The 26,496-nt window shown below is 58.1% G+C and carries 18 protein-coding genes; 12 read left to right on the top strand and 6 right to left on the bottom strand.

Going from position 1 to position 26,496, the window contains the following annotated elements:
• Positions 1–193: 193 nt before the first annotated feature.
• From QML71_RS10325 to QML71_RS10315, 3 genes are all read right to left on the bottom strand, one after another.
• Positions 194–1,969, bottom strand: a complete 1,776-nt coding sequence (locus tag QML71_RS10325; protein WP_442940456.1) for a SulP family inorganic anion transporter — start codon at positions 1,967–1,969, stop codon at positions 194–196.
• A gap of 371 nt (positions 1,970–2,340) precedes the next feature.
• A complete protein-coding gene (locus QML71_RS10320) occupies positions 2,341–3,663 on the bottom strand; it encodes an OprO/OprP family phosphate-selective porin (protein ID WP_282011840.1) in 1,323 nt (440 codons plus the stop codon).
• A gap of 262 nt (positions 3,664–3,925) precedes the next feature.
• The gene (locus tag QML71_RS10315) at positions 3,926–5,392 is read right to left on the bottom strand and encodes an alginate export family protein (protein ID WP_282011839.1); all 1,467 of its coding nucleotides are present in this window, start codon (positions 5,390–5,392) and stop codon (positions 3,926–3,928) included.
• 224 nt (positions 5,393–5,616) lie between these two features.
• On the opposite strand from QML71_RS10315, the gene QML71_RS10310 reads away from it, so the two are divergent.
• The 7 genes from QML71_RS10310 (at position 5,617) to QML71_RS10280 (ending at position 14,630) form a co-directional block, all read left to right on the top strand.
• Positions 5,617–6,027 carry a pentapeptide repeat-containing protein gene (locus tag QML71_RS10310; RefSeq protein WP_282011838.1) on the top strand — a complete coding sequence of 137 codons (411 nt, stop codon included), beginning with the start codon at positions 5,617–5,619 and terminating at the stop codon, positions 6,025–6,027.
• Positions 6,028–6,037: 10 nt separating this feature from the next.
• Positions 6,038–6,565 carry a sirohydrochlorin chelatase gene (locus QML71_RS10305; protein WP_282011837.1) on the top strand — a complete coding sequence of 176 codons (528 nt, stop codon included), beginning with the start codon at positions 6,038–6,040 and terminating at the stop codon, positions 6,563–6,565.
• A 135-nt stretch (positions 6,566–6,700) separates the two neighbouring features.
• A complete protein-coding gene (locus QML71_RS10300) occupies positions 6,701–8,653 on the top strand; it encodes a hypothetical protein (RefSeq protein ID WP_282011836.1) in 1,953 nt (650 codons plus the stop codon).
• 16 nt (positions 8,654–8,669) lie between these two features.
• Entirely contained in the window at positions 8,670–10,151 is a 1,482-nt protein-coding gene (locus QML71_RS10295; protein WP_282011835.1) for a Ycf46 family AAA ATPase, read from the top strand.
• Positions 10,152–10,244: 93 nt separating this feature from the next.
• Positions 10,245–11,402 (top strand): zinc-binding dehydrogenase, encoded by a 1,158-nt coding sequence (locus tag QML71_RS10290; protein WP_282011834.1) that lies wholly within the window; start codon positions 10,245–10,247, stop codon positions 11,400–11,402.
• 35 nt (positions 11,403–11,437) lie between these two features.
• Positions 11,438–12,634, top strand: a complete 1,197-nt coding sequence (gene kbl, locus QML71_RS10285) for a glycine C-acetyltransferase (protein WP_282011833.1) — start codon at positions 11,438–11,440, stop codon at positions 12,632–12,634.
• Positions 12,635–13,448: 814 nt separating this feature from the next.
• The gene (locus tag QML71_RS10280; protein ID WP_282011832.1) at positions 13,449–14,630 is read left to right on the top strand and encodes a KamA family radical SAM protein; all 1,182 of its coding nucleotides are present in this window, start codon (positions 13,449–13,451) and stop codon (positions 14,628–14,630) included.
• 142 nt (positions 14,631–14,772) lie between these two features.
• Here QML71_RS10280 and QML71_RS10275 read toward each other — a convergent pair whose 3' ends face one another.
• Positions 14,773–16,224, bottom strand: a complete 1,452-nt coding sequence (locus tag QML71_RS10275) for a pentapeptide repeat-containing protein (protein ID WP_282011831.1) — start codon at positions 16,222–16,224, stop codon at positions 14,773–14,775.
• Positions 16,225–16,616: 392 nt separating this feature from the next.
• On the opposite strand from QML71_RS10275, the gene QML71_RS10270 reads away from it, so the two are divergent.
• The 5 genes from QML71_RS10270 to ftsY all read left to right on the top strand — a co-directional run bounded on the left by QML71_RS10270 (position 16,617) and on the right by ftsY (position 23,526).
• Positions 16,617–18,662, top strand: coding sequence for a spermine/spermidine synthase domain-containing protein (locus QML71_RS10270; RefSeq protein WP_282011830.1), 2,046 nt, complete (start codon positions 16,617–16,619; stop codon positions 18,660–18,662).
• A gap of 9 nt (positions 18,663–18,671) precedes the next feature.
• Entirely contained in the window at positions 18,672–19,505 is an 834-nt protein-coding gene (locus tag QML71_RS10265) for an MBL fold metallo-hydrolase (RefSeq protein ID WP_282011829.1), read from the top strand.
• 88 nt (positions 19,506–19,593) lie between these two features.
• Positions 19,594–21,195 (top strand): SDR family oxidoreductase, encoded by a 1,602-nt coding sequence (locus QML71_RS10260; protein ID WP_282011828.1) that lies wholly within the window; start codon positions 19,594–19,596, stop codon positions 21,193–21,195.
• A gap of 166 nt (positions 21,196–21,361) precedes the next feature.
• On the top strand, positions 21,362–22,438 hold the full coding sequence (locus QML71_RS10255; protein ID WP_282012587.1) for an FG-GAP repeat domain-containing protein: 1,077 nt from the start codon (positions 21,362–21,364) through the stop codon (positions 22,436–22,438).
• Between the two features lie 131 nt (positions 22,439–22,569).
• Positions 22,570–23,526: a signal recognition particle-docking protein FtsY gene (ftsY, locus tag QML71_RS10250; protein ID WP_282011827.1), complete on the top strand. Its 957-nt coding sequence runs from the start codon at positions 22,570–22,572 to the stop codon at positions 23,524–23,526.
• A 27-nt stretch (positions 23,527–23,553) separates the two neighbouring features.
• Here ftsY and QML71_RS10245 read toward each other — a convergent pair whose 3' ends face one another.
• Both QML71_RS10245 and QML71_RS10240 read right to left on the bottom strand, forming a co-directional pair.
• Complete coding sequence (locus QML71_RS10245) at positions 23,554–25,491, bottom strand: Lnb N-terminal periplasmic domain-containing protein (protein ID WP_282011826.1); 1,938 nt, start codon at positions 25,489–25,491, stop codon at positions 23,554–23,556.
• Positions 25,492–25,561: 70 nt separating this feature from the next.
• Complete coding sequence (locus tag QML71_RS10240; RefSeq protein WP_282011825.1) at positions 25,562–26,074, bottom strand: DUF3015 family protein; 513 nt, start codon at positions 26,072–26,074, stop codon at positions 25,562–25,564.
• Between the last annotated feature and the right edge of the window lie 422 nt (positions 26,075–26,496).

Raw genomic sequence — 26,496 nt, 5'->3', positions numbered from 1 at the left:
AGGCCAGCGCGGCGGTGTGTGGGGTCTGCGCTTTGGCGCACAGTTGTCTGTAGGTTGGATTCTGATGAGAGCGAAGAACGTTTCCTTCTACAAAAGGAGTTTTTAAGCGTTTCGGTTGCTCCCGTCGTCATGGTGTCCACTTCCTGAACAAGGTTGGAGGAGGACCCGGTGACTTGTTCTAGCACGGTTATTCTTACAGTCGATATTTGGGGATCAGTTTTTGCTGACGCCGCACGTTGTCCAGTTCGTCAAAGAAGGAATGCATGTCTTCGTGGCTGGCATCGGTCAACTCCTCTTTCAGCCAATCGGCGCACACCGCGAAACTGGGAAACAGGTATTGTTCCGGCACCAGTCCCGGAACGATATTGATGCGGCGCAGCATGCGCAGCGGCTGGTCCTGCAGGCCGGTCATCACGACAGCGATATTCCGCATTTCCAGTTCCCGCACCACTTCTTCCAGAGCGTACAGCCCCGTCTGGTCGATATGCGGCACCTCTTCCATGCGAAAAATGATGACGCGGATGTCCGGCAGCGTCTTGGCCATCTCCTGAAAAGCGGGAGCAAAACCGAAAAACAGCGGTCCATCCAGATGCTCGACATAAATTTTGTCGATGATGGACGGCGGAATGTCTTCATCCTCCCAAGGCAACTCGTTGCCATAGGCGCGCAGCGGGGCGATCTTGACTTCCTCCCCCACCTGATCGCTCATCTGCTTCATGAACAGGATGGAGGACATGATCAAACCCGCCGCGACGGCCTGGATCAGGTCCACGAAGACCGTCAATGCCAGCACCAGAAACATGACGATGGCATCGGCACGGGGCACTGCCTTGACATGGCGCATGCCCTTGTAGTCGATGATGCCGATGCCGACCGTAATCAGGATGCCCGCCAGCACCGCCAGGGGAATTTGGGAGGCGTACACCCCGGCGCCCATCAATATGATCAGCAGCACCAGCGCATGCACCACGCCGGACAGGCGGGTGAGGCCGCCGGAATTGATGTTCACCAGCGTCCGCATGGTGGCCCCGGCGCCCGGCAACCCGCCGATGGCGGCGGCGGCCATGTTGCCGATACCCTGTCCGATCAACTCCTGGTTGGAGTTGTGCTTGGTCTTGGTGATGTTGTCGGCAACCACCGAGGTCAACAGCGAATCGATCGCTCCCAAAAGCGACAACGTCAGCGCCAGCTTGATCAGCAGCCCGAGCTTCATGCCTTCAAAGGAAACCTCATTGAGACGCAGTTCCGGGAACCCGTCGGGGATGTCGCCGATCAGGGGGACGTTGAGTCCGACCCAGTTGGAAATGCCGGAAACGGTGAGCAGCGCGACCAGCGTGCTGGGGATCGACTTGGTGATGCGGGGGAAAATATAAATGATGGCGATGGTGGTCGTCGCCACCAGCACTGCTTCCCAGTTGATGTTGTTCAGCGCCTGAGGCAGCTCTCCAAAGACCGACAGGATTTTTTTCGGTGACTTCTGCCCCATCAAGGGAAATATCTGCAGAATGATGATGATCACCCCGATGCCGGTCATGAATCCGGAAACCACAGGATAGGGAATGTAGCGGATGTAAGTGCCGAGTTTGAAGCAGCCGTATAAAAGGAGGAAAAAACCGGAGAGAAGGAAGATGGTGATGATGGTGCCGCTGGCTGAGGCCAGACTGCCGGTATTCTGAATGGCGGTCATCACCACCAGGCTGGAGACCACCGTCATGGGGCCGGTGGGGCCGCTGATCTGCTGGCGTGTGCCACCGAAAATTGCCGCGAAAAAACCAAGCGCGATGGCCCCGTACAAACCGGCGATGGCCCCCATCCCCGATTGCACGCCAAACGCCAGCGCCAAGGGCAAGGCGACGATTCCCGCCGTGATGCCGCCAAACAAATCTCCCCTCAGGTTGGCCACATCATACTTGAACTGGAACGGCTTTTTGAGGGTGAGTTTTGCTCTTTCCTCTTCGATTCTTTGCATGGACGCGATGTTCAAGATTTCAATCCGAAGGTGAGTTGTAACTGGATAAAGTACGAAAAAAGCATAGAATTTATTCTATCGAAAACGGGTCTGGGGGTCACAAAAAAAACGACATTTCATAGAAAAAATTCTATACCCACAACTGACTGTTTTTATTGGATAACTGTATTTTTTCGTAGAATTAAAGCCATAAATGGCTGGTTATAATTGGGGCGGTCATGCAAAAACGGCCGTCCTCTCCCGCAAAAGGAGGACGGCCGGTCGGAGGTAAGCCCGTGGAAGGAAGTTCCGTCCGCGGGGGGTGGAGTCCCGGAAGCCTTTGTGGCTTCCGGGGTAAAAGTGTGGGTCGAGAGCGGCCTCCTTATAGAGAGTTAGAACGAAACGTCCCATTGCACCCGCACCCGGCTGTCATCGTAAGAGATTCCGGTGGACGCGTCTTCCAACTCCAGCATGGAGTAGTCCACGGTGATCTTGTTGTCGTGGCCGGAGAAGAAGTAGTTGAGGGCAACGGTGTACTCTTCCCGCTTGTCGGTGAGCGCGACGTTGGTCGCCACCGGTGCATCGACGAAGGCGTAGCGTGCGGCGAGTTCCAGCTTCTCAGGAATCTGCGGGATCAAACCGTGGAAAAAATATCCGGCCTGCGCGTACATGCCTTTGTACTTGTGCGTCGTCATGTTGCGTTTGTCCTCCACATCTTTCCAGTGAAACTCTTCCTGGATCGACAGCCCCCGATACTTGAAGGCAAACTCCTGGACGTACTGCTCGACCTTGAAGTTCTGAGAGGTAGAACCGGCTCTGGTCAGGCCGCTCAGATTGCCGCAACCGGAGGAACTCCAGCGGGAGCATTTGCCGTTGTTGGTGGCGGCGGCAAAGGCCAGGCTGCCCGTCGGTTTTTTATGATACGCCACATCGGATTGCCGCCATTTCAGATCGCGGCCCAGAAAGTTCCACTGCAGGCGGCCCATGTACATCATGTCGTTGTCCGGGTTGTTGACGGAGCGGCCTTCGCCGTTGAAGACACCCGCGTAATACCGCATGTCCGCATACGTTTCCTTGAACAGGCGGCCCCGCACCTGGACACCCACCTGACGGTCGATGGTGAACACCCGGTTCACGATCGAGCGTTCGACAAACTGCTGGCGGCCGGAGGAGTCCACCCGCTCGCGGTTGTAATCGATTTTCCATTGTCCCACCCGAATGCCGAGTTCATCGTAAGGCTGGAGGGTGATGCGGTAGTCGATCACCCGGGCGGAGGAAGCCGCACTGTTGTCATCGACGTCGCGGGAGGGTTGCAGATCGATTTCGAAGTAATAATCGATCCAGGGTTTGAAGCCGTGGCCGCCTATCTTCATGCGCAACCGGCGGGCTTCAAAGTTGCTGGCGTCGGAACGGGTGGTGAAGTCGGATACGCTGCGTGGATCCGAACGGTGCGGGGTGGTGTACCGCAACTGGGCACGCCAGACCAGCTTGGTGGAAAACAAACCGTCTGCGGTTTTCATCTCGAAGCCGGGATTTTTGTATTGGACCTGAATATAGTCTTCCCTCTGCGGGAGGTTCTCCAGGTTTTCAAAGCGTTTCAGTTTTTCTTCCAAAGCGCGCAGGCGATCTTCCGTATCGGAAGGTTCCGCCAAAGCCAGGTGCGCGGGAACCAGCATGCCGATGACGGCCAGCAAAGCGACTCCAAGTCTGATCATTCCTTCCTCCTTCTTAAATCTGCATCTCGAGTTTGAAGTGGCAGCCCCCCCCCTTTGGTTCGGACTGATGCGTGTCCTGCTCCGCATGCCCTACAAGCTACTCAGGAAATATTTGATTTCTGTAAGGGATGGACTTGCTTTGATATAGAAAGGCAGGGCGCTCTATTCAACTGCATAAATATTGAAATACGCAACTCCCTGCCGCAAATCCCGGAAAGATGACTGGTGCCTCAGGGATTGCGGAAAATGGATCGGAATGTTCTTAAAAGGATAGTGTGGCCGCGATGTAGGAGTAGGTGCTGTTGCCTTGGCGAGGCGATCCGGCTACGTTGTCCTGAAACTCGCCGTCGATCCGGTGAGCGGTTCCAGCTTCCAGCCACACATTGGGGGTCACCTGCCACGCGCCGGAAAGATAGATCAACTGGCCCAGGAACGAGCCGGACTGGCCGGTGGTGTCGCGCAGGCCGGAATTGCCCGTCCAGGTGTCGGTGGACGAGGCCAGCCAGAAGGCGCGATAGTGCAGGGCCGCTTTGATTTTTGAATGGGGCTGGACATGCAGTTTCACTGCCGGCCCGGTGATGTTGGAACGCACGAACGCCCGGTGGATGGTGGTCGGCCCGTAATCGAACACATTGGCCCCGAACAGGCTGTTGAAGGTGCCGTTTTTGTTGTCGTTGGGATTCGAGTCGCCGCTGGCGTAGTCGTAGGCCAGCACCAGCCGCGGCGACCACGCGGCAGCGAAGCTGTACCCCGCTTCCACGTGATGGAAATGGGCAAAGTGATCCAGGTCGCGGGTGTTGCCAATCCCGGCGCTGGAACGGGAGGTGCCGAACTGGAACACGGTCTCCCATTCGTAATCGAAGTGACTGGTTTTGCGTGGACGGTACAGGCGCAGTCCGGGCGTGTACAGACGGCGGTTGCGGGTGGCGAAGTCGCCGTCTTCTTCATGCAGGCCGAACAGGTACACCTCGCCCCGGTCGCGGCCGCTCCAGGGCAGGTGGGGGGTGGACAGAAACACGCCCCAGAAAACCGTGTCCGGAGATTCTTCATCCAGTTCGGCTTCGTTATCCAGGAGTTGCGTGGTGTTGGTGGGCAACCGGTTGACCGGCAGGGCTGCCATGGCCCGGATCTGGTTGCCGTTGCCTGCCTGCCAGATGCCGTCGATGCCGGTGAAGGCGTTTTTGGTGTTGCGGTAGCGGTTGCGCGCCACCAGCCGGCGTTTTCCGAAATCCATGGTCATGCGGCCCGCCCGCAGCAGCGTGCGGCTGCCGTTCTGGAACAGATCCTCGGCCCGCCATTGCAGGTTCGTTTCCAGCAGTTCGGCGGCGTTGACGATCGTGTTGTTGACCACCGACCCCGTATCGTTCCAGTAAGCCCGCGAATCCTGAAGCTCCAGTTGCACTTTAAAATGTTGCGGCAGGTGCAAGGTCGCCTGTGCCAGCGTGCGCAAAGCCAGCACCTGGTCGCTGCCGGTGGAGCCGCTGCGGAAGGCGCGATCCAGCGTTTCGTAGCGCGTCCGTTGTTGCACCGCAAGGGACAACCAACCGGGCAGCACACCGCTTTTGTTCAGGGTGAACTCCGCGTTGCGTCCCAGCCCACGCTCCTTGTACACGTAGGGTTTGGGGTAGGCAACCGTTTTAGCGGAAGACGCGCCGTCCGCCCCGCCTGCAACAGGTGTCAGAGCGAATACGGCTGCAAGCCAGCAGAGTGTGATTTTGAATCCGTTCATGCTCCCCCTCAGTTGTTGACCTTCCGTGTTGAACGGGCTTTGTTCCATTTAGGCCTGATAACAAGACGAGGCCCCGTTATGCTTATATAGACATAGCGAAAATGTCAAGAAAAGAAGCCCGTGAGAAAACCCGCAACCCGGTTGACAAGGGCGTGGACCAGAGAATACATTGATTTGGTTTTGTCTGGTCTGCTTATCAACCATTGAAGGGCCTGTCTGGAACCATGTTGCCGGAATGGATTGAGTTCAAAAATAAAGTGGAAGCCACCAAGAACGAATTGGCGGGGGCCGACCTCAGCAACCGCAAACTGATGCAGGTGAAACTGGATCATGCCCAGTTGCAGGGGGCGGACCTCAGTTATTCATACCTCATCTGCGCCGATCTCAGCGATGCGGATTTGAGCGACGCCGATTTCACCGGCGCCGTGCTCAGCGAGGCCAACCTGAAGGGCGCCAATCTGGAAAACGCCGAGTTCGAAGATTCCTATCTGAACGGAGCCGATCTCAGCGGCGCCACACACCTGACCTGCGACCAACTGGAGCTGGCTTATTTGGATAAAGACACGCGCCTGCCGGACAACATCCAGATCGAGTGGGTGTCCGACGACCAGTTCGAATGTTGCGAGAAAGAGTGAGGGGGACAGAATGAACGATCCGAAACGCGCGGTGGTGCTGGTGGGTCACGGAGGGCTTCCCAGGGATTGCCCGCCGGACTGGGTCTCGCGGCTCAAACGGCTGGAAGGCCAGCGCAAGGCCACGGGGCAGCCGCCGACTCCGGAAGAACTGGATCTCGACCGGCAGATTCGCCACTGGCCACGCACCCCGGAGAACGATCCGTATCACGATGGCCTGCAACGCCTGGCTGAGCGGCTCGATCCCCTGTTGCAACCGGCGAAGCTGGTCATTGCCTACAACGAATTTTGCGCGCCCACGGTGCTGGAAGCCGTCGAAAAACTGGTGGAGGCGGGCTACGCAGAGATCACCGTCGTGCCCAGCATGTTCACTCCCGGCGGTTCGCATTCGGAGCTGGAAATTCCGGAACTGCTCGCCACCCTGCGTGGCCAGTTTCCCGAACTCGCTCTGCATTATGCGTGGCCGTTTGATCTGGACACCCTCGCCGCGTTCCTCGCCGGCCATCTGGAGCGGTTCCAGCCCGGCAAGCCGCCCCGCTGATTGCGGCAACACCCCCTGCCGCGCCATTTCCGGCTTCAAAAATAAAATAAATTGGTTACATTGATGGAGAGGCGGAATGCCGCCTGGCGCCGCATTGCTCCGGTTGCCAACCCTTCAAACCCAAACGCTCATGCCGTGTCGCCCCGGGTGAAATCACAGGCCAATAAAACCGGTGTCCGCTTGTGGGCGCTCGAAGTGCAGGGCACGGTCACCTGTGCCGACTTCGATGCCAGCACGCACTGGCTCGCGCTCGGCTTCGAGGACGGGCATGTGCAGTTGATCGATGCCAGCGGCCACGTGCTGTGGGACGTGAACGTCGGTCAGCCGCTGCGGCAGGTGCGGGTTCTGCCGGTCAAAAAACGGGTGGCGGCACTGGACGAGTACAGTTACCTGACGGGATACGACTTTTCCGGCCGCAGAATGTTCCGCGATGACTTTGGCGGGGTGTGGTCGTCGGTCGAAGTCAAAAACGGGTTTTTCTACTTGTGGGGATGGAAGGCGGAAACGTTGAAGGTGGACGGCTCCGGCCGCATTCGAAAACGCCTTGCGCTGCCGCCGCCGCGCCGGGTGGTGCGCGCGGTGCCGAAGCAGGACCGTTTCTGGATCGTGCACAACCAGATTTCGCTGGGGTTGTACACCGCGCAGGGAGTGAATTTGTGGATGGTGAACTGCCCCGCCGCCATCGACCTCGACCGCGACCGGCCCTCGGAAATCGCGGTCAGCGATGCAGGCGATGCCCTGGCCATCTGCTGCTTCGACAAGGGCGTCTATATTTTCGACGGCGAGGCGCGCAGTCTGCGGCACATCAACCTCGACCGCACCGTCAACCACATCGACGTCAGCGGCGATGGGGAATATCTGCTGCTGTCGGACCCGTTTCAGAATGTGTACCTGGCCGACCGCGAGGCGCGCGTGGTCTGGCAGGCGAAGCTGGACAGTCCCATCGATGCCCTGTTCGTCGATCGCAAAGGCGACCGCGTGCTGGTGCTGGAGGAACGCGGCGTGCTGGCCTGCTACAAATTCGTCAAGGCCACGGAAGCGCGCACCGATTATTTGGAGCTCACCAGCTTCAGCGAGGTGTCGGATAAAAAGGAAATCTGGAAGCAGAAGGTGCCGCCGTCCGTCGCCCACGGCGACCCGGTGCTCAAACTTTCCGGCGATGGCAAACGCTTTTTGCTGGGCGGCAGAAAAGAGTTCCGGCTGTGCGATGCGGAGGGCCGCGAGTTGGCGACGAAGTCGTTTTTGACCGGCATGGACCACGCGGCGTTGTCGCACTCCGGCGATCGCGCATTTTTTTACAGCGCCAACGAACTTTCCGTGGTGGACATCAAAAGCCGTAAAGAATCGCAGATCGGGTTTTACCATTACCCGCTGAAGGCGGTGGGGATCGATCCCGCCGGCAAATCGTTCATGACCTACGACGCCAGCGGCTGGGTGTCCTTCTATTCCGGCAGCGGCAAAAAAAAAGGTTCCCGCGATTTCAACCTTTCGATCCGCGCCATCCTGCTGAACCAGCGGCTGGGTTATGCGGTGTTGCACACCTCGCCCGCGGTGGTGGTGCTGCTGGAACTGAAAACGCTGAAGGCCCGGCGCATTCGTTTGAACGCGCCGCTCCGCGCCTGGGCCCTGGACGACAGCGGCCTTTATCTGGGAGGCGGCGACGGCGGTTGTCATCGCTTCAACCTGGAGGGCGAACGCGACTGGAAATTCGTGTTGCCGGAAGCGGTGACGGACATCGATGTGCTGCCGCGTTTCGTCGTGTTTCGCGGCGAACAGAGCGCGGCATTCGTGTTTGAAAAAATCGGGTATCAGCCGGAGGCGTGCGCCCAGCACCACGCGCGTTCCGTGTTCACCCAGCACCGGGACGACATCCTGGAGCTGGTGCCGGTGCGCGATACGGTGTCGTGCTACAAGGCGTTCGCCAACGAACTCGTGTGGAAAATGAGTCTGGGTTCCTCCGTCAAGGCCCTCGCGGCCAGTCCCGGCACCAATCGCATGGTGGTGCTGGATGCAAAACACTGTCATTATCATCAATTGATCACGGAAGCGGCCCAGCTGGAGGACCGTTCCAGTTATCTCGAATTTTAATATTGCGGGAGACGCCATGAAACGACTCAAGGAAGAAATGTCGCTGTCCATCCGTGCACGGTATCCGCTGCTGTACCTGGTGACGTCGGAAGAAGCACGGGCCGAGGAAATGCTGGAAGGCATCGCCCAGTCCAGCCGCAAGGAGTTGATCGTGTGGAGCCTGTCGAAGGGACTCATGCCTTCCCGCTACGGAGATAAACAGGACAACGATCCCGAAGCGGTGCTCAAGCACATCGAAGCGTCGGAGAAAAAAGCCATCTTCGTGCTGCGCGACTTCCATCCTTTTCTGGAAAAAGAAATCGTGTTGCGCCACCTGCGCGACCTCATTGCTCACCTCAAGAAAAGTTACAAGACGGTGGTGCTGGTCTCGCCTGTTCTGAAAATCCCACCGGAACTGGAAAAAGACATCACGGTGTTCGACCTGCCCTTGCCCGATGCGAAAGAATTGACGTCCATATTGAACAACCTCCTGGAACCGTACCGCGACAGTGACAAGGTGAGAATCGACCTGCCGCCGGAGTTGTTGGAGAAAGTGGTGCAGGCGACGCTCGGACTCACCCGGAACGAAGCCGAGAACGTGTTCGCCAAGGCGCTCATCACCGGACGCCAGTTCGGCTGGGACGATTTGCCGTCGATCATCGAAGAGAAGAAACAGTTGATCCGCAAAAGCGGCATCCTTGACTTCATCGGCCTGTCCACGCAACTCAACCAGGTGGGCGGCCTCGATAAATTGAAGGCATGGTTGAAAGAACGCGGCCGCGCCTTCAGCGTCAAAGCCCGCGAGTACGGCTTGCCGGAACCGAAGGGCCTGCTCATGCTGGGCGTGCAGGGCTGCGGCAAAAGCCTCGCCGCCAAGGCCATCGCCGCTGAATGGAACCTGCCGCTTCTGCGTTTGGACGTGGGCAAGATATTCGATTCGTTCGTCGGTTCCTCCGAGGACAACATGAGGAAGGCCATCCAGCAGGCCGAGGCCATGAGTCCGGCCATTTTGTGGCTGGATGAAATCGAGAAGGGATTCTCCGGCATTCAAAGTTCGGGGTCGGTGGACAGCGGCACCACGGCGCGCATCTTCGCCACGTTTCTGACGTGGATGCAGGAGAAGACGAAACCCGTGTTCGTCATCGCCACCGCCAACAACGTCGAAGACCTGCCGCCGGAATTGCTGCGCAAAGGACGCTTTGACGAAATCTTTTTCATCGATCTGCCACAGGAGTCGGAACGCGCTACCATCTTCGACATCCACATTCGTCTCAAGCAACGCGAGCCGAACAAGTTTGACATCGCGGCATTGGCGAAAGCCGCCGATCAGTTCAGCGGTGCTGAGATCGAGCAGTCGATTCTGTCGGCCATGTACCGGGCGTTTGCCGAGGACCGCGAGTTCACCAGCGACGACGTGGTCCAGGAGATCGGCCGCACAGTTCCCCTTGCCGTGACGGCGGAGGAAAAAATTCAATACCTGCGCGACTGGGCCCGGCACCGCGCCCGCCCGGCTTCCTGAAGACAGTTCGCCCTCCATGCGTCGATTAGAAAACGATTGCACTCGGCCCTACGGGTTCGCATACTGAAGATGTAACCCTGTGGGAGTTCCAATGTGAAAGCACTCATCCTCGATGCCCCGCGCAAAGACTGGGCCGCCACCTGCGGCATGACCTTCACCGATGTCAGCGAACCGTCCCTCGATGAACGCAAAAACCCGGACGACAGCGGCAAAGTCATCATCAAACCCCGCTTCACCGGGTTCTGCGGCACCGATAAAGGCATCTGGTTCCGCAAATCGTTCAAGGACATGATTTACGATTCGATGAACCGGGACGGCCGGCATTACCGCGTCATGGGTCACGAACTGCTGGGCGAAGTGGTGGAAGCCGGGTCCTACGCCGCCAAGCAGTACGGGTACAAGGCGGGCGACACCGTCTCCACCGAATCGCATATTTTTTGTGGACGCTGCCATCAGTGCCGCATCGGCGACCAGCACGTGTGCGCCGATCACCTGATCATCGGCATCTCCACCGACGGTTGTTTCGCCGACTACATCAAGCTTCCGGCCAAAGAGTTGTGGCCGGTCGATACCGACCGCATCCGGCCCGAGGTGGCAGCCATTCAGGACCCTCTGGGCAACGCCGTGCATGCGTGCAGCCGCGTCGATCTGCGTGGCCGCACCGTGGCCATCTTCGGCTGCGGCACCATCGGTTTGTTTTCCATACTGGTGGCGCGCGCCATGGGGGCGACGCACATCATTGGCATCGATCCCAATGAAAAGAATCTGAAACTGGCCGAACGGCTGGGTGTGGACCTGCCGCTCCAAGTGGAAAAAACGGTGGGCGATGCAGGCGTCAGACCGGACGCGGAGATCGTCGCGCGCATTCGCGAACAATGTTTCGGCGCCGGGGTGGACGTGGCGTTCGAGATGTCCGGCAGCAACCGCGCCCTCAACACCGCCATCGCCGCGACGCGCGCCGGAGGCGACATCATCCTGTTTGGACTGTCCGCCGGCGATTTCACCCTGACCGATTTCCAGCAGATTGTCATGCACGGCAAAACCCTGCACAGCGTGGTCGGGCGCGAGGTGTTCCAGACCTGGTACACCATGAGCAACCTGTTGATGTCCAAGGGCCATGACCTGCAGGATAAAATTTACGATGTGATCCTGAACAAGGGCGAGGGCACCCTGTTTCCGTTTCATGAGTTCGACCGGGAACAATTTGAAGCCGCGATCCAGGAGCACCCGAAGATCATCTTCCAATACTGAGCAGAAGTCCGGCTCTTGCACGGAGGCGTTCCGGCATGGACAGCAAGCATCTGGAATTCATTCAGAACGAACTGAAGGACATCCGCGAGGCGGGCTTATATAAGGAGGAACGCATCCTGCTTTCACCGCAGCAGGCGCACATCCGCACCCGCGAAGGCGAGGTGCTCAATTTTTGTGCGAACAACTACCTCGGGCTCGCCAACCACGCGGATCTGATCGCCGCGGCCCGGCAGGCGCTCGACCGCGGCGGCTACGGCATGGCCTCGGTGCGTTTCATCTGCGGCACGCATGAAATCCATAAGGAATTGGAAAGCCGGGTCTCCGGGTTTTTCGGTACGGAGGACACCATCCTTTACTCGTCCTGCTTCGACGCGAATACCGGCCTGTTCGAGACCCTGCTCACGGAAAAGGATGCGCTGCTCAGCGACCGCCTGAACCACGCCAGCATCATCGACGGCACCCGCCTGTGCAAAGCCATGCGTTTTCGTTATGACCACAGCGACATGAACCATCTGGAGATGCGGCTGAAAAAGGCTTCGGAAAAATACCGGTTCAAGCTCATCGCCACCGACGGCGTGTTCAGCATGGACGGCGACGTGGCGCGGTTGAAGGACATCTGCGATCTGGCCGACCGCTACGGCGCGACGGTGATGGTGGACGACTCGCACGCCACCGGCTTTTTCGGTCCGACCGGACGCGGAAGCATTGAATACGGCGAGGTTATGGGCCGGGTTGGCATCATCACCTCGACCTTCGGCAAGGCGCTGGGCGGGGCGTCGGGGGGATTCACCACGGCCCGGCGGGAGGTGGTGGACCTGTTGCGGCAACGCTCCCGGCCGTACCTGTTCTCCAATTCGCTGTCGCCGGTGATCGCCGCCGTGACCTCGAAAGTGATTGATTTCATCGATACTAACCAGAATCTGGTTAAAAAGCTGGCGGCCAATACGGCCTATTTCCGGGAGCGCATCGCCGAGGTCGGGTTTTCCATCAAGCCCGGCGACCATCCCATCATTCCCATCATGCTGGGCGACGCGAAGCTGGCGCACGCCATGGCCGATGCTCTATTGGACGAGGGCATCTACGTCATCGGCTTCAGCTACCCTGTGGTGCCGAAGGGGGAAGCGCGTATACGCCTGCAAATTTCAGCGGCCCACGAGACGACGGACCTCGACCGGGCCGTCGAAGCCTTCCGTAAAGTGGGGACCGCCTTCCAGGTGCTCTCCCCAATCTGACCGGACGTGAGGGGATATCCCGCCAAACAGACATTGCCTTCAGGTGACTTATAGTGTGTTGTTTTTGAGTTTCTGTGCCGATTCAGGCCGGGATGAGGTCGCTCCATTTTTGTCTTATTTTCGCCTTTTTGCGAGCCATTGACCTCTTCGAGTCCGGCCCCCAAGGCATCAAAAATCCAAAGCTCCTCCGGGGGGTGCCGCGCGGGTCGGGACACGCCGCCTTGATGGCCCGCCTAACCATATCGTTTGATGGGGTTAACGGCGTTTCCGGAAAGGAAACGTTTTCCACGAAAAAATGTGTCGCAATGGGGACGTTGAATCAAGGTGCGCCACAAAAAAACAAAAAGAGAATGTCAAAAAAAAACTTTAAATAAATCGGGATCGAAAATACAAACCGTGCCGCAAAAAACGAAAGTTTTCTTTTGTGCCCCGTTTAATTTTCCATAAAATCATTCAACAATTTTCAAATATGAGAAAATAGATGAAATGCGACATTCAAGTTGAGCGGGGCCGATGAAATTTATTTAACAGGTTGAATGCCCGTTTCAAATTTGATACTCATTGTTTTTCTCGTTTCACATGAATTCAAGAATTGGTTTTTGATTTTTGATGAGGAACCATTCCATCCCCGATCCAGTGAACTATTGGATTCGCCGTTGAAACCGAACCCTGGTTTCATTTGAATAAATCCTTAGCTGCAAACAAAATTGTTGAAGGGCAAAACCACCGGAGAAGTTTTGTTCTTTGGAAGGAACCATCATTGCTACGAATTTTGCCGAAAGGCCTCGCAGCAGATTTTTAAGGGGGTAGAGGCATGTTTCAGAAATCCAAATATACGGGTGGCGACAGGAAGCCCAAATACCTGACCAAGCTCGAGCAATTGCCGCAGTTGAGTCAGGATGAAATCCATAAACTGGAGCCGGTCAACGAGCAGTTCATCTTTCGTTCCAACGAATACTACCAGTCACTGATCGACTGGGACGACCCGGAGGACCCGATCCGCAGGATCGTGGTTCCGGACGTCAGTGAACTGAACGAATGGGGACGCCTGGATGCCTCCGATGAAGAGTCCTACACGGTGGCCCGGGGCCTTGAGCACAAATACGATTCGACCGCCCTGCTGCTGGTCAATGAAGTCTGTGCCGCGTATTGCCGGTTCTGTTTCCGCAAGCGTCTGTTCATGGACGACAACGACGAGGTGACCAAGGACATCTCCGAGGGGCTGGCCTACATCCGCGAGCATCCGGAGATCAACAATGTGTTGCTGACCGGCGGCGATCCGTTGATCATGTCCACGTCCAAACTGGAGCCGATCATCCGGCAGGTGCGCGAAATCGATCACGTGAAGATCATCCGTATCGGCACCAAGATTCCGGCGTTCAATCCCATGCGGATTTACAACGACGATTCCCTGCGGGCGATGTTTGAAAAATACAGCACGCCGGAAAAACGCATTTATGTGATGGCGCATTTCAATCATCCCAGGGAATTGACCGAAGAAGCGGTGCGCGGCCTCGACTTTCTGCTGAAATCGGGGGCCATCGTCATCAACCAGACGCCGATGATCGCCGGGGTCAACGACGACCCGGAAGTGCTGAGCGACATGATGAACAAGTTGTCGTTCATGGGGGTGCCGCCGTATTACGTGTTTCACTGCCGTCCGACGCTGGGCAACCGGCCGTACACGTTGCCGATTGAGAAGGCCTACGAGATTTTCGAACTGGCCCGCATGCGCGGCTCGGGGCTGGCCAAGCGCGCCCGCTTTGTGATGTCGCACGCGACGGGAAAGATCGAGATCATCGGCCTGTCGGCGGCGAACATTTATTTCAAGTACCAGCGTGCCGCCGAGAACAAAAACAGTTCGCGCTTCATGGTGTACAAGCGCAACCCGGAGGCGTTCTGGTTCGACGATTACACCGATCTGGTGGACGACTACACGCTGGAGGACGAACGGGTTCAAAACCGGGAACCGGTGTTCGATTTCGAATACGCGTAGTCCCGCTCTGTTCTGACACAATCAAGGCACCCTGCGCCCTCCCGGAAACGGGAACGGTTTGCGGGGTGTCTTTTTTTGTTTGCGGGTTATGAGAAGCGGGAGAGGGGCACGCGGTCCCGGTGGCGCGGTGGCGGATCTTTCCTTATTTAAATCCCTTGGCGTGGCTGAAATCCGCGTGTTCCGTCTGCGCGCCGGACAGGTTGGCCTGGGTGAGGTCGGCGTGCCAGAGCTTGGCGCCGGTCAGGTTGGCCTGGGTGAGGTCGGCCTTTTGGAAATTGGTTTCATCGAGTTCCGTGCGGTGGAGGTCCGCCCGAATGAGGGTTGCCCCGGCCAGCGACGCGCCCTTCAGTTTGGCCCCGGCCAGGTCCGCACCGTCCAGATGACAGTCTTCGAGCGATGCCTTGCGCAAATCGGCCCCGGCGAGCGAGGCGTTTTTCATTGAGGCCTTGTTGAGCACCGCCTCCTGCAGGAATGCGCGGCTCAAATCCGACCCATCCAGCAGGCTTTCCGTGAGGTCGATGCCTTCCAGATTGGCGTCGCTCAGGTCGGCTCCGGTGAGATCTGCCTTCACCAGTTTGGCGCGGCTCAGGGTGACGCCGCGCAACACCGCGCCGCGCAGTTTGGCGTCATTGAGCTTGGTGCGGTTCATGTGCGCACCGTCGAGCTTGACGTTGTTCAGGGTGGCGTTGTTGAGATCGGCGATATCCAGAATGCATTCGCTCAGGTTGGACCCCTCCAGGTTCGCCCGGCGCATGATGGAGCCGTTGAAGCGGGCGCGGGAAACGTCGGCGTTGATCATCTTCACTTCGGTCAGGTCTGCGTTGGTGCAATCCACACGCATCATTTTGGTGTCCTGGAACAGCGCGCCGTGCAGCTTGGCGCCCTTGATCTCGGAGCGGGTGAGCGTGGCGTTGGTGAAGTTGGCTTCGTAAAACACGCCGATGCTGAGCTTGGCGTCGGACAGATCGACGTCCGTCATGTCCGCCTGTTTGAAGCTGGCGCGGGAGAGGTCGGCCCCGGTCATCCGCGCCGCGTTCATGTTGGTTTTGGAAAAATCGGCCTTGAGGACTTTGGCATCGGTCAGGGTGGCGCCGCTGAAGTTGGATTCCCGCACCACGGCACGGCGCATGTCGGCGCGTTCGAGCGTGGCTCCGGTCAGGTTGGCCTCGGTCATTTGCGTGTCGTTGAGCACGCAGTCGGTCAGGTCCGCCTCGGTCAGGTCCGCCTGGTGCAACACGCAATCGGACAGGTCCGAATCCGTGAGGTCGGTGCCCACCAGTTTGGAGTTGCTGATGTCAGCGCCGTAAAACACGAGGTTGGACAGATCGAGACCGGAAAGGTCGTGATCGCGCAGGTGAGGCGTGGTGTCTTCCTCTTCTTCTTCCGGCTCTTCGGTCTGGTCTTCGGCCACGGCGGTTTCGCCGTCTTCGTCGTCCGCGTCCCCGGTTTCGGGAGCCACGGCCTCGGCGGTGTCCTCGTCCGGTTCGTCTTTCTTGTTATTGCTGGCGGCTTCCGCCTCTTCCGCTTCGCGTTCGCGGACTTCCTTGAGCTGGTTCAGGATTTCTTCAACTTCTTCACGCGTCAAATCGGCCATTGCAATTTTCCTGGTTCAATGCGAACGGAACGGTGTCCGGTTCCTGATCTTCAGACAGCTCCCGAACTTAAAACGAATAAAAAACATATATTAGGACAGGGGCAAACGCAAGGGGCTTTATGAAAAAAGGGAAATCCCGCAGTGGGGGGTGCAGAGCGCCGTTTTTCATCGATTTTTAGCACTATGGAAGAAATTGAAGAAGGGGCTCTTGGAATCATATATGAAGATGGAAAGAAAATGTATTTGCCAGCTTTCGAGCTTGCCCTTATCCTGATTTGAGCCATCCATTCACTTTTTCCGGGAACAATTTGGACGCCCTGTCTTCGACTTCAACCCCTCCACGGCCTGCGTTTCAGGCCGCACGCGTTTCCACCTGGTCGGGGTTCCGGCTTTTGGGATTCAGCTTTCTGCTGCTGTTTTTCGAAGTGGCCCTCATCCGGTTCATTCCAGCGCATGTGCAGGTGGTGTCGTACTTCATCAACCTGATTCTGATTTCCGCGTTTCTCGGCATGGGGGCGGGCATGATCCTGCAATCCCGGGGGCGTAGCACGGTGGTTTACTTTGCGCCGTTGCTGCTGGTGTTGATCGGGATGGTGCAGTATTTCTCCAATATCTGGGTGGAGGTGTCGAAAGGGCAGGGCGAATACCTGTGGACCAACGGCATGAAGCCCTCCGACGCCGTGCAGAGCTGGGGCATGGAACCGGTGGTGTTCGTCATATTCGTGCTGTCCACGCTGGTATTCATACCGCTGGGATCGGGCATTGCGCGGGAATTCGACCGGTTCAAACCGCTGATTGCGTACTCGATCAATATCGCAGGCAGCCTGCTGGGGCTGGCGGTGTTTTCCCTGTTCAGCTGGTTGTCGATGCCGCCCCTGGCCTGGTTTGCCTTCGGATTCGTGTATTTCGCCGCCTCGTGCGTGGACAATCGAAAGGTCCTTGTCTCGACGCTGTGCCTGCCGGTGGTGCTGTTCCTGATTCATGGCATGGAACGCAGCGGGGAGAATGCAGGCGAAATCTGGTCGCCTTACTACAAGATCAATTACTCGGTGTATGAGGATCACCTCGATCTTTCGGTCAACGGTTCCTTTCATCAGCACGCGCTCAATTTCAGCGACGAGGGGATCGCCCGCTCCGGCTACAACAAACGAGTGAAACAGGATTTTCTGGCGCCGTATCACTTTGCGAAGTCCGTGGACCGGGTGCTGGTGCTGGGTGCGGGAACCGGCAACGATGTGGCCATCGCTCTCAGTAAGGGCGCGAAGCAGGTGGATGCGGTGGAGATCGACCGCGAAATCATTGAACTCGGGAAACAGCATCATTACCAGCAGCCGTACAGCGACCCCCGCGTGACCCTTTACAACGACGACGCGCGGGCGTTCCTCAAGAAGACCGATCAGAAATACGACGTGGTGGTGCTGGGCACATTGGACAGCCAGACGTTGTTGTCGGGCATGTCGTCCATCCGCCTCGACAACTACGTGTACACGCTGGAATCGTTCCGTTCCATCAAAGAGCATTTGAAACCCGGCGGCGTGTTGATCCTCTATCACCTTTCGGGATCGTTCCCCATTGCCGAGAAAATTTACGGCACGTTGATGGAAGTATTTCGCGAGCAGCCCATGATGCGGCACATCCAGCCGTCGCACCTGTTCAATTTCACCTTTGTGGCGGGATGGTCGGATAATGTGGACGAAGCGTTCTGGGACGACCCGGCCCTTATCGCCTTTCAGAAACAATTCAACATCCCCATCGGTCCCAATGGAGAGTTGATGCCGAAGTACCGGATTCCCACCGACAACTGGCCGTATCTGTACCTGGAGAATCCCAAAGTGCCGAGCCATTACTTCACCGTTGGCGGGTTCATCCTGCTGTTTTCGGTGGCCTTGGTCTGGTGGAGTGCCGGCGGCGTGCAGCGTGACCACCGTCCGGACTGGCCCGTGTTTTTGCTGGGTGCGGGGTTTCTGCTGCTGGAAACCAAGAGCGTCACGGAGATGTCGCTGCTGTTTGGATCGACCTGGCTGGTGAACGTGCTGGTGTTCTCGTCGATTCTGCTGATGGTGTTGTTTGCCAACCTGGTGGTGATCCGGCAATGGGTGAGCGACCGCAATACCCAGTTCGGCCTGTTGCTGGGGGCGCTGGTGATCTGCTACCTGACGCCGGTCGAATCGTTGCTGGGCCTGCCCCTGGCGTGGCAATGGGGGGTCGGCAGCTTCCTGGTGGCCCTGCCGATTTTTTTCTCCAGCATTCTGTTTGCGCTGGTGTTTCAGACGCGGCATGCGGCGGCGCTGGCTTTGGGGTACAATGTGCTGGGCGCCGTACTGGGAGGGCTGATGGAATACAACGCCATGTTGCTGGGCACCAAGCCGCTCTACCTCCTGTCCATGATCATGTACCTCGGCGCGTTTTATTTCATGCGCAAACCCGCCACAACCTGAACCCTCAGCATGCCTTCGATGTTGGAAGACGAATTCGGCGACATTCTGGAAAAAGCCCGCGACGGCAAAAACTGGTCGCAGGCCGACCTTGCTCAAGCGGTGAATGTTCCCGTTCACGACATTCAACGCATGGAGCGCTACGAATTGATCCCGGACGATGCGGGCATCGATGCGGTGGCCACCGCGCTCGATCTGGATGCGTCCGCCCTCCACGCCATTGCCCACGAGGCGTGGCAGCCCGAGCCGCCCCGGGACGACCCGGCGCTGGACCTCATCTGCCTCAACGTGACCATGGGGCTGTACCCGGTCAAGTGTTACCTCCTGCGGTGCCCGGAAACCAATGAGTCCGCCGTGGTGGACACCGGCGCCAGTCCCGATGCCCTCATCCAGAAAGCGCGGGAACGGAACCTGAAGCCGTCCAAAATTCTGCTGACGCACGCCCATCCCGATCACGCCGGGGGCCTGGATAAACTGGACCGCGCCTTCGGCTGTCCCGCGTTCATTCACGACAAGGAGTTGAAGCCGCGCGGCAGCCGCGACCTGCGTTTTGTCAACGATGGCGATGTGCTGGAGGTGGGACAACTCCGCGTTGACGTGCTGTTCACCCCCGGCCACACGGCAGGCGGCGTGTCTTACAAAATCCACGACACCATCCTGTCCGGCGACTGCATTTTCGCCGGTTCCATGGGCCGCGCCAACGCCTCCTGGCCGGGTCTGTTTGCGTCGATCAGCCAACGCCTGCTGGCCTTGGCGGATGCCACCCGCCTGCACCCCGGCCACGGCCCGGCCACCACCGTCGGCGAGGAAAAACGCCACAATCCGTTTTTTTGCGGGAAAACCTGACCCCCCTGTTTTTGCCTCCAGAGGCGATCCTGTATCCTCTACGCAGAGTTTGCTTGAAAAACCCGCCGCCGGACACCATATTTGAATTATGGATCCCGAAAAAGTGAACTATCACTATTGCGACGATCTCCCCACCCAACCCCTGCCTGCGGGCACGTCGGTGCTGGTGACCGGGGCCAACGGCTACGTGGCCCGGCGACTGGTGCCGGAATTGCTGCATCGCGGTTACCGGGTGCGGTGCATGCTGCGCAACCGCGTGCTGACGCCCATTCTCGAACATCCCAATCTCGAATACGTGTACGCCGACGCCCTGGACAAGGACAGCCTGCGCGATGCCTTGAGCGGCATGCAGGTGGCGTATTACCTGATCCACAGCCTGCGTCTGGAAAAGAAAAAGTTCACGCAGGCGGAAAAGATCGCCGCCCGCAACTTCAAGGAAGCCGCGGAAGAGTGCGCTCTCAAAAAAATCATTTATCTCGGCGGGCTGGGCGAAGAATGCAAGGACATTTCCTGGCATCTGAAAAGCCGCATGGAGGTGGGGACCATTCTGTCGGAAGCCCGAATGACGGTCGTCCACCTGCGCGCCGCTATCATCATCGGCACCGGCAGCGCTTCCTACGAGATGCTGAAGTCGATGATCCTGCACATGCGCTGGATTCCGTTCCTGCCGGAGTTCAACTCACTCTGCCAGCCGATCGCCATTCGCGACGTCATCAAGTACCTGGTGGGCGTGCTGGAAACGGAGGACATCGCCACCGGCAAATACCCCATTGGCGGGCCGGACACCATGACGTACCGGGAAATGGTTCTGCGGTTTGCCGGACTGTTCGACCGCAAGGTGCGTTTCTTTGATGTATCGTGGGTGCCGTTGCCGGTCAACCTGCTGTGCCGCATCTTTTCGTTCTGGCTGCATCTGTTCATCTCGGTGCCGATCAACATCACCTGCCTGCTGCTCGAAAGTTTGAGGACGGACGTCGTGGTCACCGACAATCGCATCCGCAAAGTCATTCCATTCGAGCCGCTGGATTTTGAAACGGCGGTGCGCTGGGCATTCGAGAAAGAAGCCAACTCGCGCGTGTTTTCGCATTGGAGCGACGTGCCGCCGGAGGACATGGCCGATCTCATGCCGCTGGCGCAGTACGAGTCGGCGCAATTTTTGTTCGAGGAACACGACCGGGTGATTCCAGCCAGCCTCGAACGCACATTCCAGATGGTGTGCCGCATCGGCGGACCTTACGGCTGGCTGCACGGCAACTCTTTATGGAAGGTGCGCGGACTCATCGACCGCCTGCTGGGGGGGGTGGGGTTGAATCGCGGCCGCCGCGATTTGTATGACCTGCGCATCGGCGATTCGGTCGATTGCTGGCGGGTGGAAAACCTGGAACCCGGCAAGGAACTGTTGCTGCGCGCCGAGTTGATCTCCCCCGGTTATTCCTGGTTGCAGTTTGTGCTGGAACCGGTGGACGCCGCGCACACGCGTCTCATTCTGCGCGCCCATTTCATCCCGATGCCGGTCTGGGGCCACCTGTACTGGTACACCCTGTCCCGGTTTCACACTTACATTTTCCGGGGCATGCTCAATCATTTTGAACGGGAAGCGCGGGTCCCGGAGGCGCCCCAGACGGCCCCCGTGGGCACGGCCAAAGTGGCCCCCAGTCCGGGAATGCGGGAAAAACAAAAATCCGCATAATGGTTGTTGCGGCGCGAGGGCTGTGCTATTCTCATCCCCATCAAAAGGTTAACAGGTTTTTATGAAGCGGTTTGTTTTATATAGCATTGCGTTGGTCCTGATCCCCCTCCTGGCAGGGTGTCCCCAATCCAACTCCGAGCCTCGCAAGCGGATGCCGCCCTTGTTCATGATCCATGCGGTGTACGATACGGGCAAGGAGCCGTCCTATCTGGTGACGGACGATTTCGATGCGGACGGCCACCTCGATCTGGTCGTGCTGAACAGCGGCGAGCACAACCTTTCCTACCTGAAAGGCAAGGGCGACGGCACGTTTCAGGACGGCATCGTCATCAAGACCGGGGCCGATCCCATCGCCACCGCGGTGGCGGATTTCAACAACGACAAACTGAAGGATCTGGCGATCCTCAATTATCAGGACGGCACACTCCATATATTGCTGAATTCCGGCGGTGGCAGTTTCCGCAACACGGGGCATGTCATCAAGCCCGGACGCATTCCCATCAACATCACTTCGGATGATTTCAATGCCGACGGCCTGCCGGACCTGATGGTCTCGCTGCGCTTTCACAAGGTGGTGTACCTGCAAGGCAAGGGCAACGGCGTGTTTGAGGAGCCCGTGGAGATCGCGGTGCGGGGCCAGCCGACGGGTGTGATCTCCGGCGATTACAACGAAGATGGATTCCGCGATCTGGCGGTGGCACTCGCGGGGTCCGGCAATGTGGGCGTGCAGATTCTCTGGGGCAAGGGCGACGGTACCTTTGACCGGGGCAAGCATTTTCGTGGCGGTGGACAGCCGCTGACCATCGCCAACATCGACGCCAACAACGACGGCCACACCGACCTGGTGACGTCGAGCAACTCCCTGCACGCGTTGACGGTGATCATGAACGACGGCGACAAGGCGTTCCACACGCTTCAGGATTTTGCGGCGGGCGAGTTTCCCAAATTCATTGTTACGGCCGATTTCTCCGGCGACGGCAACACCGATCTGGCTGTGTCGAACGCCACCAACGACACCATTTCGGTCACCCTGGGGCGGGGCGACGGCACGTTTACGTATCCTCCGGTGGTTCACTACGTGGACCAGTATCCGCAAGGCATGGCGGTCGGCGATTTCAACGAGGACGGGTACCTGGATCTGGCTGTGTCCTGCCGGGATCAAAACCTGGTCACCATCATGATCAAGCAGGGGCATACGCCGCAACCGATGGCGGAGCCTCCCGTTCAAAAAACCTCCGGTTGAGACGCCTCCGTCCACCGCGCTATGGGCGCACTCCGTTCCTTTCTTGACAAATCCGGTAACTTTTATAAACAGAGACCGTTGCAAATTCCCGTTCACGCCGGACGGCGCAGCATGGACCCATTCCAAAGACGATGAACGACTCGACCGAAAATAAAATGGAAGACACAAAGCAGGGCGGTTTCTTCTCGCGGCTCAAAAGCGGTTTGAGCAAGACCCGCGATTCGTTTTCGAAAGGCCTGGACAACCTCGTTCACGGCAAGGCGCAGGTTGGCCCGGAAATGATGGATGAGATTGAGGAAGCCCTGTTGATCGCCGATGCGGGCATGGGCGCGACGCGCAAAATCCTCGATGCCTTGAAACGGGAAGTGAGCGAGAACCATCTCCGAACGCAGGAGGAGGTGCAGGCGCACCTGAAAACGATCATGGCGGGATTGCTGCAAGAGCACCAGACGCCGTGGGACCTGAATTCCAAAAAACCGTTCATCGTGCTGGTCATCGGCATCAACGGTTCCGGCAAAACCACCACCATCGGCAAGCTCGCCGGGAAGTGGTCGAAGGAAGGCAAAAAAGTTCTGGTCGCGGCGGGAGACACCTTCCGCGCGGCCGCCATCGAGCAGTTGCAGATGTGGTCGGAGCGCGCCAACGTGCCGTGCATCGCACAGAAGAAAGGGGCCGACCCTTCCGCCGTGGCCTACGACGCGGTGCAGGCGGGCATCGCGCGGAAATCCGACATCGTGTTGATCGACACCGCCGGGCGTTTGCAGACCAACACCAACCTGATGGAAGAATTAAAAAAAGTGAAGCGCGTTATCGGCAAGGTGCAGCCCGATGCACCGCACGAAACCATTCTGGTGCTGGATGGCAGCATCGGCCAGAACAGCATCTCGCAGGCGCGCCTGTTCCACGAAGCCCTGCATATCGACAGCCTCGTCATGACCAAGCTCGACGGCACCGCCAAGGGCGGCATCCTGTTCAACATCGTGCAGGAAATGAAACTGCCGGTGCGCTACATCGGTGTCGGTGAAAAAGCCGAAGATCTGCAGGAGTTCCAACCCGAAGCCTTCGTCAACGCGCTATTCGAACGTTGAACGAACCCTCTCCCCGTTTGAAAATTTTCAGAAATAGAGATTGAGGGCCAGCAGGCCTTCGTCGGTATTGCCGATGCGCCGGTACTCCAGCCGCACGTCGATGTTCTGCGAGACGGCATAGCGGCTCTCGGCCCTCCATTGAACGTACTCCGACTCGTGCCCCAGCGGGAAGCGTTTGTACTCGGCGCCGACAAACAGCCGCAGGTCCGTATGCAGGTCAAAGAACGCGCCGCCGGTGGCGCCGCCGCCCAAGCGGAAGTTGTCGTCGAGGTTGCCGGATGTCTGCGCGTCGGCTTCCAGCATGGCGAACAGCATAAACGGCGAATGGCGGCTCGGCTCGTACGTGAGCCCGACGCCGGTGCCGCCTCCGAAAGCCAGGCAGTAACCGCAATCGAAATCGCGGATGCGGTCGAAGCCGAGATTCACTTTCCACGAGGGACGTTTGAAGATGGGTTCGAACGGGGTCAGGGTGATGATGTCGAGCAGGCGAAAACGTTCCACCCGCCAGCGTTGCGACTCGTGGTAATAGCGGTAGAGTCCGTCCATCATCAGAATCTGCGAGTGGCGGTCGTAGCCGGTTTCGTCCGCCAGCAGGTCGTGCAGGACGGGGCGGTAGCCGATTTCCTGAAATAGTTCGGTGTCGTTGAGGCCGGTGGACAGGCGAAAGCGATCGGTGCCGTGACCCTTTTCCGGCGGTGACGAGAACCGCGTGATTTCCGTGTCGCCGCGCTGATGTTTTAACTCGGCCCGCGCCAGCAACACGTCCTGCGGGATGCGGATGGGCGCCCTGGGGTTGATCGCGCGGTCCTGCACATACAGGTACTCGAGGTAATCCAGGTAAGCGTCCAGCACCAACGCCTTTTCGGGAACCGTCAACGCGCCGTAGGCCTCGCCTTGCAAAGCCGCTTTGTCGTCCACCAGCTCGTACAACACGTCGCGCTCGCTGGATTCCATCTGTTCGATCTTGTGGTTCATTTTGCTCAGGATGGCGGGGCGGTAAAAAACAGTGTTCACCATTCCCGGCTGTTCTGTCAGCACCTTGATGGTGTCGCCCGGGGCGACAGAAAACACGAAATCGTCGGTCAGGTGCCAGTCCGGGTTGGCCGCTTCCAGCACGGTGAGCATGTGGTAGGAACAGTTTTCCTGGAAGTAGTAGTAGTCGAAATAAATATCGCCCAGCTCCCACAAGTGGCGCAGCAGCGTGTCCATCTGGTCGTGGGTCAGGTTCAGTTCGTATTCCCACAGATCGCGGCTCTCCCAGTTGTTGTATTCCTGCACCTTGAGGGAGTAGGGAAAGACGGTGAACGCGCCCTGGAAAAAACCGCCGACGCCCTTGATGGCGTAGAGCACGGGATTGTCGGTGTCGGGATTGGCGGCGTAGTTGACGCCGTAGTTGAGCAGTTTTTTGTGGCGGCCCTTGGAATGGCTGTCGATGCGTAAAAGCGTGTGACCGAACATCGACGATGGGTTGTTCATGTAATAGGAGGCGAACACCAGCGTGATGGTTTTCGGGTCGAGCCGCGCCGCCCATTGTTCCAGCCGCCGGCAGGGTTGGTCCGGCAGGCGTGTGGCGTCGAACTGCAACGCGGCCTTCAGCCATTTGTAGCGGGCGGGGAAGCGGCACTGCGGGTGCATGACCCCTTCCGGCAGGTCTTCGGGACGTTTGAAAAAGGCGATGAGGGTGGCGTCGAGTTCGCTTTGGGGATCGGTCTTGCCGTTGGCCGCGAGGAAGAATGCCGGCGCGTCGGCTTCGCTCTCCAACCTGCCCCACCAGGTGCTGCGGTAATGCCCCAATAAACGCCAGCGGCGTTCTCCGGCCAGGTTCTGGGTGCGGGCCTGTGCGATCAGTTCCTGCGCGTAAGCGGGGGTGTTGGTTTCCGCAGCGCAGACCGGACCGCCGCAGGCAAAGCCTGTCAGGGCGATGAAGGCGACGTGTTTAAAGAGGGATCGAAAGGAAATGTTCAAGGCAGGAAAAATAAAAGGACGCCGACACATTGTCGCCAACGCGCCGGCGTCCTTTTTCAAAAGGCGCTATTCAGCCGATGATTCCCGTGCAGGACTGGGTCAGATTGCCATCTTTCGCCAGAACCCCGTTCAGGTTCGTCAGCATGTCTTTGTGAGTGGTTTCGGAGCTGGTGATGATGCTGCCGAAATTCTGCTGCGTGACGGTGCCGAAATCGGAAAAATTCGTTTCCGTGCAACCGTACAACGAGGCCAGGGTGTTCAGGTTGTCGCCTTCGCCCATAGCCATTTCTTTAACGAGAGTGGAGAAATTGATTGCCGCGAAAACTTCGCGCTCTTTCTCTACCTTGAAAATGCTGTCATTGCAGTTGGAGGTACCGGTGGTGATGCCAAACGTCTGGCTGCCGAACGTTCCGTTGGTGGTGGAAGCCAGAATCTGAAAAACCGGGTCTTTTTGCTTGGAGCCATCCTGCCAGACCAGGGAACCCAGTCCACAACCCGCTTCGCCATAACCTGCAGCAAATGCGTTGCCCGAAAAACAAACCATCGAAAACAGGATGGAACCTACCAGTAGCATTTTCTTCATGGATGATCTCCTCTTGATGTTGGTAACAGAATGTCAACAGAGCGCATAATTCCGCTCCTCATTCGCTGCTTGAAAGAACTGCTAAGCAAAGTATTACAGACAATTCCAACGGAACGCAGTCTAACACATTCACCTTACCTGTACAAGAACCTGGATGGGCTTGGGAGGGGCGAAACGTTTGAAGTTATTGAGGAATGAGGGTGCGTGCGCGGCGGGCGCGGATCAACGCTTTGAATTAAGCCCGCATAAGATTGTAAAAAAGAACCAGGGAAGGGCATTACAAGAAGGACGCCGCGAACATTAAATTTACGTGGTTCCCATTTTTTATAGAGCCGACCCGGTGTTCGCGGAAATGATGCCGTGGACGGAAAGTGCATTCTGGCGCGCGGGTGAATTTGGAAGCAACCCGAGATCGGCCTGGG

Source organism: Nitrospina watsonii (assembly GCF_946900835.1).
Lineage (GTDB): Bacteria > Nitrospinota > Nitrospinia > Nitrospinales > Nitrospinaceae > Nitrospina > Nitrospina watsonii.
The sequence above is the reverse complement of the archived record's forward strand: the minus strand, read 5'-3'. Positions and strand labels throughout refer to the sequence as shown.

Coding starts and splice junctions, on each gene's coding strand:
- QML71_RS10325 (WP_442940456.1), bottom strand. CDS start 1,969: ATGCAAAGAATCGAAGAGGAAAGAGCAAAACTCACCCTCAAAAAGCCG.
- QML71_RS10320 (WP_282011840.1), bottom strand. CDS start 3,663: ATGATCAGACTTGGAGTCGCTTTGCTGGCCGTCATCGGCATGCTGGTT.
- QML71_RS10315 (WP_282011839.1), bottom strand. CDS start 5,392: ATGAACGGATTCAAAATCACACTCTGCTGGCTTGCAGCCGTATTCGCT.
- QML71_RS10310 (WP_282011838.1), top strand. CDS start 5,617: ATGTTGCCGGAATGGATTGAGTTCAAAAATAAAGTGGAAGCCACCAAG.
- QML71_RS10305 (WP_282011837.1), top strand. CDS start 6,038: ATGAACGATCCGAAACGCGCGGTGGTGCTGGTGGGTCACGGAGGGCTT.
- QML71_RS10295 (WP_282011835.1), top strand. CDS start 8,670: ATGAAACGACTCAAGGAAGAAATGTCGCTGTCCATCCGTGCACGGTAT.
- kbl (WP_282011833.1), top strand. CDS start 11,438: ATGGACAGCAAGCATCTGGAATTCATTCAGAACGAACTGAAGGACATC.
- QML71_RS10280 (WP_282011832.1), top strand. CDS start 13,449: ATGTTTCAGAAATCCAAATATACGGGTGGCGACAGGAAGCCCAAATAC.
- QML71_RS10275 (WP_282011831.1), bottom strand. CDS start 16,224: ATGGCCGATTTGACGCGTGAAGAAGTTGAAGAAATCCTGAACCAGCTC.
- QML71_RS10265 (WP_282011829.1), top strand. CDS start 18,672: ATGCCTTCGATGTTGGAAGACGAATTCGGCGACATTCTGGAAAAAGCC.
- QML71_RS10260 (WP_282011828.1), top strand. CDS start 19,594: ATGGATCCCGAAAAAGTGAACTATCACTATTGCGACGATCTCCCCACC.
- QML71_RS10255 (WP_282012587.1), top strand. CDS start 21,362: ATGATCCATGCGGTGTACGATACGGGCAAGGAGCCGTCCTATCTGGTG.
- ftsY (WP_282011827.1), top strand. CDS start 22,570: ATGAACGACTCGACCGAAAATAAAATGGAAGACACAAAGCAGGGCGGT.
- QML71_RS10240 (WP_282011825.1), bottom strand. CDS start 26,074: ATGAAGAAAATGCTACTGGTAGGTTCCATCCTGTTTTCGATGGTTTGT.